This is a genomic window from Streptomyces zaomyceticus (assembly GCF_014656215.1).
GTDB classification, from domain to species: Bacteria; Actinomycetota; Actinomycetes; order Streptomycetales; family Streptomycetaceae; genus Streptomyces; species Streptomyces zaomyceticus.
Map to the genome: position 1 here is coordinate 289311 of NZ_BNBZ01000002.1, position 12416 is coordinate 301726.

The 12416-nt window shown below is 71.9% G+C and carries 8 protein-coding genes; 5 read left to right on the forward strand and 3 right to left on the reverse strand.

Features of this window, described 5'->3' with window-relative positions:
• The first annotated feature begins 104 nt into the window (after positions 1-104).
• The 4 genes from IE311_RS04100 to IE311_RS04115 all read left to right on the forward strand — a co-directional run bounded on the left by IE311_RS04100 (position 105) and on the right by IE311_RS04115 (position 7030).
• On the forward strand, positions 105-1991 hold the full coding sequence (locus IE311_RS04100; RefSeq protein ID WP_189830130.1) for an AMP-dependent synthetase/ligase: 1887 nt from the start codon (positions 105-107) through the stop codon (positions 1989-1991).
• A 174-nt stretch (positions 1992-2165) separates the two neighbouring features.
• Positions 2166-5519 carry a CHAT domain-containing protein gene (locus IE311_RS04105; protein ID WP_189830131.1) on the forward strand — a complete coding sequence of 1118 codons (3354 nt, stop codon included), beginning with the start codon at positions 2166-2168 and terminating at the stop codon, positions 5517-5519.
• Positions 5516-6022 carry a hypothetical protein gene (locus IE311_RS04110; protein WP_189830132.1) on the forward strand — a complete coding sequence of 169 codons (507 nt, stop codon included), beginning with the start codon at positions 5516-5518 and terminating at the stop codon, positions 6020-6022. The genes IE311_RS04105 and IE311_RS04110 overlap by 4 nt, the downstream gene beginning before the upstream one ends.
• 3 nt (positions 6023-6025) lie before the next feature.
• On the forward strand, positions 6026-7030 hold the full coding sequence (locus IE311_RS04115) for a hypothetical protein (RefSeq protein ID WP_189830133.1): 1005 nt from the start codon (positions 6026-6028) through the stop codon (positions 7028-7030).
• 133 nt (positions 7031-7163) lie between these two features.
• Here the strand turns inward: IE311_RS04115 and IE311_RS04120 are convergent, their stop codons facing one another.
• Positions 7164-7712: a hypothetical protein gene (locus IE311_RS04120; protein WP_229901711.1), complete on the reverse strand. Its 549-nt coding sequence runs from the start codon at positions 7710-7712 to the stop codon at positions 7164-7166.
• A 202-nt stretch (positions 7713-7914) separates the two neighbouring features.
• Between IE311_RS04120 and IE311_RS04125 the strand changes: the two genes are divergently transcribed.
• Positions 7915-10245, forward strand: a complete 2331-nt coding sequence (locus tag IE311_RS04125; protein ID WP_189830135.1) for an LPXTG cell wall anchor domain-containing protein — start codon at positions 7915-7917, stop codon at positions 10243-10245.
• A 192-nt stretch (positions 10246-10437) separates the two neighbouring features.
• Here IE311_RS04125 and IE311_RS04130 read toward each other — a convergent pair whose 3' ends face one another.
• Together IE311_RS04130 and IE311_RS04135 are read right to left on the reverse strand one after the other, a co-directional pair.
• A complete protein-coding gene (locus IE311_RS04130) occupies positions 10438-11805 on the reverse strand; it encodes a pyridoxal phosphate-dependent decarboxylase family protein (RefSeq protein ID WP_189830136.1) in 1368 nt (455 codons plus the stop codon).
• Between the two features lie 51 nt (positions 11806-11856).
• Positions 11857-12228, reverse strand: a complete 372-nt coding sequence (locus IE311_RS04135; RefSeq protein WP_189830137.1) for a YkvA family protein — start codon at positions 12226-12228, stop codon at positions 11857-11859.
• Positions 12229-12416: the final 188 nt, after the last annotated feature.

A 12416-nucleotide genomic window follows, 5' to 3' on the forward strand; every position in this document is an offset into this window, starting at 1 on the left:
TGTTCCCCTTACGCGCCGGGGTATTTGCCCCTAGCCTCACCACTGCCCGCAAGTTACCAGCCGGTCAATGAATCGTTGGCGGGCGCACTGAGCCGGGGGTCGACATGAGTTCCGCACAGCACCTTCTCGAAAGCCGCCCGCTGTCCGTGGCGCACATCTTCCTCTCGAGGATCCGGGCCACGCCGGACGGGGAGGCCTATCGCTACCCCGTGGCGGCCGACCACGGCGCTCCCGGCACCGAGGAGTGGCGCTCCATGACGTGGGCGGGGGCCGGGGAGCGCGTGAAGGCGATCGCGGGCGGTCTGCTCGCGCTCGGACTGGGGCCCGAGGAGCGGGTGGCCATCTCCTCCTCGACCCGGGTGGAGTGGATCCTCGCCGATCTCGGCGTGATGTGCGCGGGAGCCGCCGCGACCGCCGTGTACCCGAGCACGAACGCCGACGAGACGGCGTACATCCTCGCCGACTCCGGCAGCAGGGCGATCTTCGTCGAGAACGCCGAGCAGCTGGCCAAGGTCGCCGCCCACACGGAACGCCTGCCAGGGCTGGACCACGCGATCCTCTTCGACGCGGACGGGGACATACCCGAGATCACGGGGGTGGACGTGCTGACCCTCGCCGAGCTGGAGAGGCGGGGCTCGGCCCACCTGGCCGAGCATCCGGACGCGATCGAGACGACCGTCGCGGCCGTGAGGCCGGATCAGCTCGCCACCCTGATCTACACCTCCGGAACGACCGGCCGCCCGAAGGGCGTGCGCCTGGTGCACGACTGCTGGTCCTACCAGGGCGTGGTCCAGGAGGTCACCGGGCTCGTGCGTCCCGACGACGTGCAGTTCCTGTGGCTGCCGCTGTCCCACGTCTTCGGCAAGGCCCTGATCTCCGGTCAGCTGACGACCGGTCACGTGGTCGCGGTCGACGGGCGGATCGACCGCATCGTCACCAATCTGCCCGCCGTCCGCCCCACCGTGATGGCATCCGCGCCGAGGATCTTCGAGAAGGTCTACAACGGCATCGCCGCCAGGGCGCGGGCCGAGGGCGGAGCCAAGTACAAGATCTTCCTCTGGGCGGCGAAGGTCGCCCGCGACTACGCCAGGACCGGCCAGGAGCAACGGGTCGCGACGGGAACGAGCAGGATCCCGCTGGGACTCGCCGTGCAGCACGCCATCGCCGACAAGCTGGTGTACGGCAAGATCCGCGCGGCCTTCGGCGGCGCACTGCGCGGCAGTGCCTCGGGCAGCGCCGCGCTCGCCCCGGAGATCGGCTATTTCTTCGCCGGCGCGGGCGTGCCCGTGCTCGAAGGCTACGGCCTGACGGAGACCAGCGCGGCCTGCACCGTCAGCCCGCCCGACGACTACCGCGTCGGCACGGTCGGCCGGCCCCTGCCCGGCACCGAGGTCCGCGTCGCCGAGGACGGGGAACTCCTCCTGAGGGGGCCGGGCGTCATGCGCGGGTACCACAACCTGCCCGAGCAGACCGCCGAGGTGCTGGAGAGCGACGGCTGGTTCCGCACCGGCGACATCGGTGAGATCGACAAGGACGGCTTCGTCCGGATCACCGACCGCAAGAAGGACCTGTTCAAGACCTCGGGCGGCAAGTACGTGGCACCCACGGAGATCGAGAGCCGTTTCAAGGCCGTCTGCCCGTACGTCAGCAACATCCTGGTCATCGGCAACGGCCGCAACTACTGCACCGCCCTGATCACGCTCGACGAGGCCGCGATCATGCCCTGGTCGGCAGCCCGGGGCCTCACGGGCGGCGACTATGCCGAGGTCGTCTCCTCGCCGGAGGCGCACGCCCTGATCGACGGCTTCGTCCAGCGCGTCAACGGCGACCTGCAGCGCTGGCAGACGATCAAGAGGTTCACCGTCCTGCCGCGCGACCTCGACGTCGAGCACGGTGAACTCACCCCGAGCCTCAAGGTCAAGCGGCCGTTCGTGGAGCGCGAGTACGCCGAGGTCGTCGAGGCCATGTACGAGGGGGCCCGCGAAGCGTGACGCCCTGACACGTCCCCGTCCGGCCCGGCCGTTCCACGGCCGTGCCGGACATCGCGTCCACCGCGCCGGGACCGCGGTTGCCACGATCGGGTGACGGTGCTCCGGAGCCCGGTTCCCGGCGTCGGGGGCCCCTAGCCTGGTTGTCGATCCACAACCGTGCGGGGGACGAGTGAGATGCGGCTGCGCGACGGGGAGCGGCTCTGGCGCCACGAGGACATCCAGGCGGAGCCCACCGGTTCGTCCGATCGTCGGTGGCGCTTGGTCAGGATGGTCGCGGCCGCCGTACCTCTGTCGATCGTGGTCGGCTCGGGCCGGCCGGACCTCGGGTCGGCCGCCGACGTCCTGCGATGGCTCCTCGCCGTGCTCATCCTGGTGCGTGCGGGAATCGGCGAGCGGCGGATGCGGGCGATCGGCCGGGCGGCGAGGCTGAGCCGCCGCCGCACGGAGGCCGCGCTCCTTCTGGCCGGGACGGGTCTCGCGGCGCTGCTGCCGCCCGGCCGGGCGGCATCCTCCCCGGTGGAGGTGGTGCTGTGCGCGACGGCGGCCTCCGCGGTCACGCTCGTGGGCTGCCTGCACGAGTTCCGCACCTGGCCGCAGGTGCGCGGAGTGTCTTCGCTCCCGGTGCGGGGCTTCGGCCGTCTCCGGGCCTGGTTCTACTACGGCTGGATTCCCGCGCTGGTCGCCGTGGTCCAGCCGGACGCGATCGTGCTGCTGCCCGCGGCGACGGCCATGACCCTCCTGGAGATCGGCTTCGCCCTCGCCGCGCTGCGGGCCGGCGACTGGGCCCTGCGCGCGGACGGAGCGGTGGAGCTCCTGATGGCGCGGGCCGCCCGCGACCGCTTCCCCCGGGGCCTCTTCACGATCGCCCGCGAGCGGTGGTGGGAGACGGTGGCACGTCCACCGCACGAGCCCGATCTGGCGCTGTGGGAACTCTGGTTGCGCCACCGCGAACTGCTCTCCTCCCGCAAGGGATACCCGCTGGTGCCGGTGCTCTGGCGGCCTGTGAGCGCCGTCCCCGCCTCGGAGGAGGAGCCTTGGATCAGCGCCGCCGAGGCGTCCGCCGAGTCGCTGCGCCGGCTCTGCCGCCAGGGCATCGGGCGGGACAACGCCCAGCGCCGCGAACTGGAGACCACGGCACGGATCGTCACGGCGATGACCGCGATGGTCCGCGCGGAGGCGAGCTGCTCCTCGGGGGAGTTCGACTACGCGCTCCGCAACCGCCGCCACGCCGCCGAGCTGTACGCCGCCGCCGGTCTCCACGGGAACGCGGCGGCGGCTCGCTGCCTCGCCGCCGATGTGCTCGTATCGGATCTGAACCGGCGTGAGGAAGCCCTCGAAGAGCTGGCACAGGTCACCGCCCGGCCCGATCTGCCCAGGGCGGTGACCTGTCTGGCCCTGGTGCTGAAGGCGGCGGCGGGCGAGCGGGTGTCGGGGTTGGCCGCCGCCCGCATGATGCCGCTCGACCTGCGCAGCGCCGCGGGACTGTTCGACGAACTGCCGACCTGGCTGCCGTTCGGCAGCCACTACCCTCAGGAGATCGCGTTCGTACGGTTGGTCGAGCAGCGCTTCGCCGCCGTGGCCGACACGCTCGGACCGGGACTTCCGGCCCTGGCCCGGGCGCGCGGTATGTACTCCACCTTCCTGGATCTCTACGACATGCCCGCCGCCCACGATCTGCGGCAGGCGCTGCAGCGCGCCCGGGAATGCCAGGAGGCCGGAGCCCCCGCCGCCCGGGACATCGCCGAAGAGGTGGTCGCCGCCGCCCGATCCACCGGCGATCTGCCGAACGAGGCGGAGGCCCGTCGCCTGCTGGCCCGGATCGCCGAGGCGGAGCGCCGGTGGGCGGACCTGACCGCCGAACTGCTGGCCGTCGTGGATCTCGTCGAGCGGATGCGGGAACGCGTCGGTGACGGAGACACCCGGATCGAGCTGGACCTCACCCCGTCCTGCGCGCAGCTGATCGAGCTGGTCGTCGACGGGCGGGCTTCCGCCCTCGCCCCGGCCCGGGCCGTCGAGCTGGCCGAACGCAGCCGGTCCCGACTCCTGCTGGAGGTCTTCGGCTCCTCCGTTTCCCATGAACTCCCGATGCAGCTGGCGGAGTTGCGCGACCGGGAGGAGGGAACGGAGCAGGGGCGGGTACGGGAGGGGGTCCTTCCGCGTCCGGGAGGAACCGACTTCGCGCCCCGGGACATCCACCCCGCCCTGCAGCGGCGCCGGCGTGCGGACCGTGAGGCTGTCTGGGCGGAACTGGAGGCCACCGGGCCGCTCGGCGCGGCCTATGTCCGGCACCGGCGCGGAGCACCGGCCACCTTCGAGGAACTGCGCGCGGTGCTGCCACCGGACGTCGTGCTCTGCGAACTCGTCCGCCGCGGACCGCGGATGCTGATCCTGGTGGTGCGCGCCGACCGGCCCGCGCCGACCGTCTTCGCGGTGCCGCTGGACGAGGACCCCGACCTGCTGCGGCCGCCCGCGCCGGACGGTCCGGCCCGTTGGGGGGAGCCGTTGGAGCCCCTGCTGCGGGCCGTGGCGGAACACTGCGCGCCGGGGGAGACCCTGTGGCTCGTGCCGGACGGCCCCCTGCACGATCTGCCCCTGCACGCGGTGGAAGTGGACGGAACCCCGCTCGGCGAGCGCAATCCGCTCTGCGTCACGCCCAGTGCCTCACTGCTGCGGCACCGGCTCGGTCAGGACCCGGACGCGGGCGTCCGACGGGCGCTGATCATGGCCGACCCGGACGGCGACCTGCCGCACGCCCGGGCCGAGGCCCATCTCATCGGCGGCCTCCTGCCGGACGCGGAAGTGCACACGGGCGCGTCCGCGACCCGTCGCCGGCTCCTCGACCGGCTGAGCTCGGAGTCGTACGACGTGGTCCACCTCGCCTGCCACTACGGCGTCGACAGGACACGGCCCGCCGGATCGGCGGTCCGTCTGGCCGACGCGCGACTGACCGTCGAGGACTTCCTCTCCGTACGGCTCGACGGCTCCCTGGTCGTCGTGAGCGGCTGCGAGACAGGAGCCCAGCAGTACCGGAAGGGCAACGAACTCATCGGCCTCGCCCGGGCACTGCTGTCGGCCGGGGCGAGAGGCGTGATCGTCAGCCAATGGGCCGTCAACGACGTCTCCACCGCTCTGCTGATGGCCGTCCTCTACCGGGAACTCGGACGAGGCCGCCCCGTCGTGACGGCTCTGTCCACCGCGCGGAGCCAGGTGCGCGCCATGAGCTTCCAGGACGCCGTCGAGCAGTGCGAGAGGCTTCGGAGCCTGTCGGCCAACCGGCCCGTCTCCGCCCGGCTGGGGCACGACCTCGCCCAACTGCGGCTGCGGGCCGGTGACTCGGCCGGGGCCCTGGAGGAGATCGCGCGGCTCCTGCCGGAGACCGGTCACGGCACCGAGGAACGCCGTGCCCTGACCGACCTGAGGCGACAGGTCCGGTTCCTGGACGGCCGGCTGGACGCCGACTACGCCCTGCCCGCCTTCGCCTCCCCGTTCTTCTGGGCCCCCTTCACGCTCGTAGGAGACTGGCGATGACTCTCGACCGACTGCCCCTGGCTCCCGTCGCCCCACTGTCCGAGGCGACGGCGGACGGCGGCTACGTCATGACGGTGGACGCGGACGGCTGGCCCACCGCCCTCGGCAGGCTCGACAGCGGAGAGTCCGGTCTTCCGCCGGCCGTGCTGCTGCCCGCACCGATGACCGTGGCGGCTCTGTGCACCGGCGACGGGCTCGACCTGCTGGCCCTCAACCCGTACGGTGCCCTGGTCCACGACGGCGGCCGCACCCTGGGCGTACTGGAACAGCACACCGTCGCCGCCCATCTGGTCGCCCTCGCGGCCCGTGGCACGCTCCGCAACGACATTCCGGCGCCCCTGGACGCCGTCCTCGCCGGCGCCTACTCCACCCCGGTCGCCCGGGTCGTCTGTCACTGCGGCCTGCTCACCACCCTGACCGAGTACGACCCCGACTTCCCGCCGGTCTGCGCCGGACCGGGGCCGGAGGCCACGCCGCATCCGCTGGCCGTCCGGACGGGGTGACCGGTGTTCACCACGACGCTCGGCGAGGCGGCCCAGTTCGCCGGCCGACGGTTCGTCCGCGTCGCCCTGCTGCCCGGCCTGGTCTTCTGCTCCCTGCTCGTCGTCGTCGCGCTGGTCGGCGGAGAACGGCCCCCCGCCGCGGACCTCCGCGTCTGGAAAGCCCAACCAGTCGAGGTCAAGGCACTCCTGGTGGGAGGGTTCCTGACCGCCGTCCTGCTCGTCGCCGCCGTCCTGGAATCGGCCCAGTCCGCCCTGCTGAGATGCGCGGAGGGGTACTGGGGCCGCCTCGCGGACCGGTCGCTCGGCCGGTTCGGACGCCGCTGCCACCGGCAGCGGTTGCTGAGGACCGCCGACGGACCGGCCCAGCTCCTCTACCCCCCGAGATCACGACCCCACGAGGTGAGACCGACCCGACTGGGGAACATCCTCACGGCCGCGGAGCTGTACCCGCGGCTGCGCTACGGAATCGACGCCGTACTCGTCTGGCCCCGGCTGTTCCCGCTGCTCCCGGAAGGGCTGCTCGGCGCACTGGCGACGGCTCGGGCGGACCTGTCCGCACTCCTGGTCCGGGCGGCCCTCTCCTGCGCCTTCGCGGCGCTCGGCGCCGGCTACGTGCTGGTCGGGGGCGGCCCGCCCGCCCTGCTGCCGGGCTGTCTGTGGGGCGGTGTCCTGCTGGCCTGGACGTCCTACCGGGGCGCGCTGAACACCGCGGTGGTGTACGGGCAGCACGTCCGGGTCGCGTTCGACCTGCACCGCGTCGACCTCCTGGAAGCCCTCGGCGAGGAACGGCCCCCCGATCCGGAAGCGGAGCGGGAACGCTGGAGGCGGATCTGCCTCTTCTGGCACCGCGGCATTCCCCTGCACCACGAGACCCCACCGGCCGAGAACCCGCGGACGGCTCCCGAACTCCCCGCCGCGCGGACGGGCCACGGCATCTCTCTCACCCAGGTGACCGTGGCGGCCGCGGCCACCGCCGGACTCGTGGCCTTCTGGGCACCGTACGCCTGAGGCCGGGGTCGCGGTCGCACGCGCGCGGCGGGCACTCGCCACACGGCCACCCCCTCGGGGCGTCCTTCCACCCCGACGAGCTCGGCACGGGCCTCCTCGCCGATGCCCTCACCACCGACCTCCCGCCCGTCGGCTACCCCCGGGCCCTCCGATGGGCCTCGTAGTCGTCCAGCTCGGTGCGCAGGGAGGCGGGACCGGCCGGGGGGTCCTCCTGGACGAGGGTGAGGAAGCTGCTGAGGGGGTGGTGCCGGGGTCGGGCGTCGTAGTCGATGCCCTCGGGGTCCTCGTAGTCGTCGATGCGCTCGAAGGGCACGATGACATAGGGGCGTTCGGACCACGGGTGGCCGGAGGCGGGATCGGGGTCCATCCGCCACCGGGTGCCGCGGGTGCGATTGTGGACTTCGCCGACGTACCAGCAGGCGACCTGGATCCACGGGGTGTGTTCGCGGGCGAACAGGTCGTCGGCGGACGCCACATGTTCCCGGACGAGGGCTTCCAGACGGTCGAGGGAGCCTTCACCGAAGTCCCATCCGCCGCCGTTGCGGCGGTTCCAGTCGTCGAAGCCGCCCTCCTGCTCGCCCAGCCACGCCGTGAGGCGGGGGTTGTCGGCGTGCGCCGTGTCGATGCGCTCGGCGACGGTGTACTCGTCGTCGTCCTCGTACTCCCAGATTTCATTGCTCACAGCAGCTAATCCTAGTCCTCCATATGACGGCAAGATTTTGGAATCTGCACGGAGTTGACACACCCCACGCCGCTGAAACCACGTTGCGCAGGCAAAGTAAGGCCCTAGGATCGGACCGCTTGTGCGGCGCCCACATGAGCAGCGGGGGCCCTGGCGCCGTGCAGCCGGTATCGGACCCGTGGGGCTCCCGGGGGAAAGCACTGTGAAGCCAGCACGAATAGCGCGCCGCTGGCGCGCGCTCAGGAACAGCCTGCTCGCACTCGCCTGTGCCACCGTCGTCACCGTCGCGGGCCAGCCCGTCGGCGGTGTCGCCGAAGCCGCCCCGGCGCCGAAGCTCAAGCCGGGCAAGCGATGCGACCAGATGTACGGGGTGAAGAACGTCCCCACCGGCGGCCTGCCCCAGGGAGACGCCTCCCGCGCGGTGGACCGCTGGGACACCTACGACTACACCAACCCCGGGCTCCAGTTCGACGGTCTCAACCCCACCCGGACCCAGCTGGAGGCGGCGGGCACCGACTACAAGAAGTACGACCACAGCGACCCGAGGCGCATCTACGCCCGCTTCAACGCGCAGAAGCGGTGGACCGACTTCGGCGACTACCTGAAGAAGGTCTACATCCCCAACCAGGGCTACGACGCCCGGGGCAAGGCCTTCATGGCCAAGGTCGTGCGCGAGATGGGGCTGACCGGCCCGGACTGGATCTGCGAGAAGGAGTTCTACTTCACGGACCCCGACACCGGCGAACGCCACCTGCGCCGGCTGGACGCCTACAACAAGCGCAGCCGGGAGATCGTCGAGGTCAAGTCCAACGGCAGCCCCGACGGACGCGAGAAGCCCGCGGACCGGGCCTGGGCCAAGAACAGCGGCTGGCGCTCCTACAAGTACACCTATGTCTTCGCCGAGAACCAGACCCGCGACGCCAAGAACTTCATGAAGGAGCTCAAGGACAGCGCGGGCAAGGACACCCTCGGCCGGGACCGGGTCCGCTCCTACGACTACCAGTCCCACCACAGGGGAGTGCCGCCCAGGGGAACCGAGAACGGACCGTACCGCGCGAACGGTACGACGATGTCACCGGGCAACGGCACCTCCACCGGCTCGCGCGGCTCCGGCAACCAGGTCATCAACCAGTCCCCGGCGAACCCGCAGACACTCAAGGAGCAGCTCGACCGGCTGGGCAGGACCGGCCAGCGGTCCCTGATGAACCGCGGCCTCGGCGGCATCGACTTCACCACCCTCGACCTCCGGTACATCGGCAAGGGCAAGGGCGGCAAGGGACTGGACTACGCGTTCTCCGCCAAGTCGGTGGAGGACGAGTACGCGGCCGGATGGGGCGGCCAGGAGAAGGGCAACCTGATCTCCGACGCGTTCTTCACCTGGCTCGCCCTCGACCCGTCCACGTTCTGGGTGAACCTCAATCCCGACGAGCCGAACCGCATCATCGACGCGGACTTCGGCAGGACCGACGCGGGTCGGGTGCTCCTGGAAGCGGACCTGGAGCTGAAGCACGACATCTTCAAGGCCATGGACCCGGAGACCGACGCGGGCCGCGACTTCATGAACGCCCTGCCCAAGCGCGACGGCTTCCCCTGCTGGGCCGGTTTCCGCTACTGGATCGAGCCGGAGACCGCGGTCGTGCGCGAGCAGGACGGCGGCATCCACATCCTCGACACCCCGCTGAAGCTCTCCACGGTGCCGCAGGAGACCACCACCCAGCCGCCCGGCGGCAAGGGCTGCGACCTCACCGAGGCGGAGACGCAGCAGTCCGACCGTGTCCTCGACCGCTACATCACCCCGCTGGTCTCGGAGAAGGTCAACAACGGCGACTACTACGCCGACCTGCGCCGCGTCTACACCGCCCGCGTCGCCGCCGAGTGGGTCCGGCAGAACGCGGCCGACATGCCCACCGAGTACCGCGGGATCATCAACAGCAACGACGTGAAGCGCTGGCCACTGCGCGCCCCCCACCAGGACTGGACCGGCAAGCAGGTCTGGGAGCGCTACTACAAGGCGTTCACGGAGGGCACCTTCAAGTACAAGTGGTCCAACGGCGAGGACGTCTACGTCTACACCGTGGGCGGCGTCGACTTCTCCAAGCAGCCCAAGGCCAATATGAACCCGGTCCGCTTCCGCACCGAGCAGCGCTACAAGCCGCGCACGGTCGGGTACGCGGTCGACACCCTCGCCGACGATCCGAACAAGCAGGGCTATCTGATGTTCGGCGGGAACAGCGCGGGGCATTCCGAGAGCGGCACTCCCGGTCCCACTCCCACCGGGACCGGGGAGCCGACCCCGGCCCCCACTCCGACCGCTACGGGGAAGCCGACACCGACCCCGTCGGGTCCGGCACCGACGACCAGCCAGTCGCCCGGTGCCACCCCGCCGCCCGGCCCGAAGGACCCCGGCGGCGACCTCGCCGACACCGGCAGCAGCACCCCCGTCGGCCTGATCGGCGGAATCGCGGCCGCCGCGATCGTCGCGGGCGGCGCACTTGTCTGGTGGCGTCGGCGCCGGGCGAACACCGGCGGCTGACCGGCTGATCGGCGACCTGCCGACCGGCTGACCGGCTGATCGGCGACCTGCCGACCGGCTGATCGGTGCCGCACCAGGACAGGAGAGGGGCCCTTCCCGCACGGGGGAGGGCCCCTCGCGCACCTGCCCGGGCTGACAGGCGCCCCAGCCGCGGCCGCCCGCCGTCCGCCGTTTGCTGTTCGCTGGTTGCCGTCAGGCGTCGGCCGCGGCACGTCGGATCGCGTCGAGGGTGCGGCTCACGTCCTCGTCGGTGGTCGACCAGTTGCTGACGGAGATCCGCATCACGCGCCTGCCGTGCCAGGTGGATCCGCTGATCCACGCCGTGCCGTCGTCGAGCAGCCGGGCGAGGACCCGGTCCGTACGCTCGTCGTCGCCGAACCCGGCGCAGACCTGTGTGAACGCCACGTCGTTGAGTATCGTCGCGCCCTCGATCGCGGCGATGCCGGTGGCGAACGCGGAGGCATGGCGGCACAGCCGCTCGACGAGCCCGGCGACGCCGGAACGGCCGAGTGACCTGAGGGCGGCCCACACGGTGAAGGCTCTGCCCCGGCGGGAGAGCTCGGGCACCTTGTCGATGGGGTCGCCGTGTTCGTGCTGGATGAGGTAGTCGCCCCGCTGTCCCATCGCCGCCCGGAGCGCGGAGCCGTCACGCACGATCGCGAGTCCGCAGTCGTAGGGGACATTGAGCGTCTTGTGGGCGTCCGTCGCCCAGGAGTCCGCTTCCGCGCAACCCGCCGTCAGGCGGTCGTAGCGCGGCGAGGCGGCCGCCCACAGTCCGAAGGCGCCGTCGACGTGCACCCAGGCGCCCGCCTCGCGCGCGGCACGGACGCACTCGTCGAAGGGATCGAAGGCCCCGGAATGGATGTCGCCGGCCTGCAGGACCACCAGGGTGGGCACCCGCCCGCCGGCGGGCAGCGCGTTCCGCAGTGCCTCGGGACGCATGCGCCCCTGATCGTCCGCTGCCACCAGATCGGGGCTGCCGAGCCCGAGGTACCGAAGCGCCAGGTCGATCGCCATGTGCCGGGACTCTCCGGCGAGGACCCGCACCGGTGGGCCGCCCTGGAGACCGTCGTGCGCGACGTTCCAGCCCGCGTCCCGCAGCACGGCGTCACGCGCGGCGCAGAGGCACGTGAAGTTCGCCATGGTCGCTCCCGTGGTGAAACCCACGGAACTGTCGCTCGGCAGCCCCAGCAGATCGAGCAACCAGGCGCCGGCGATCTCCTCCGCCGCCGTGTACGCGGGGGAGACGGCACGCATCACACAGTTCTGGTCCCAGGCGCTGACCAGCCAGTCGGCGGCCAGCGCGGCGGGCTCGGTACCGCCGACGACGAACCCGTAGAAGCGGCTGCCGGGGAACGCGGTGAGCCCCGGCTCGCAGGCCGTGGCCAGCAGATCGACGACGTCGGCGGGCGGGCTGGGGCCGTCGGGCAAGGCGACGCCCAGCGCGCGCACGATCTCGTCGACCGAAGCGCGGGCGGGAACCGGGCGTTCCGACAGGCTCGCCAGCCACCGGAGAGCGTGGCTGTACGCCTGCCGGAGCGCCGCCTCGCGCGCCTCCATGGTTCGGACTATCCGACGGATGTCACCGCCGCGCAAGCCGAGGCCGACCCCTCACTTCGGTCCCCGCCGGTCCCGAGGCCCGGAGGCCCCGTCCAGCGACGACCTCCCCGCACCGCCGCCCGGGTTTCCCGAGTCCGCGGGCAGTCTCCTGAGGCTCTCCCCCTTCGCCGCCGCCGCGTGCAGTGCCTTCAGGGCGATCAGGAGCACACCGATGTCGTCGAGGTAGACCGGGTCCGGGACCAGATCGACCGGCGAGACCGTGTACACCACCGCCGCCCAGAAGAGGGCCTTCGACTGCAGCGGGACACCGGCGTCCCTCAGCAGTCTGCGCGCCCGGAAGACGCGCACGAGCAGAACGGCGGCGTATCCCGCCACCACGAGTACGAGAACCAGGGCCACGACGAGCCAGACGGTGCTGTCCATGCTGCTCTCCTACCCCCTTGACGTCCCGGCCGCGCCGATCGCCGCGGAGACTGCAAGGCTACGACGCCGGACCCGCTTCCCGGCTCCCTCCGCCCCCGCCCCGCCGCCGCCCGGGCACCCCGGCTCCCGCTTCGGGTTTGACCTTCCGAGAAGCGGCAAGCCGAATCGACAGGGACGCCCCAGCAAGC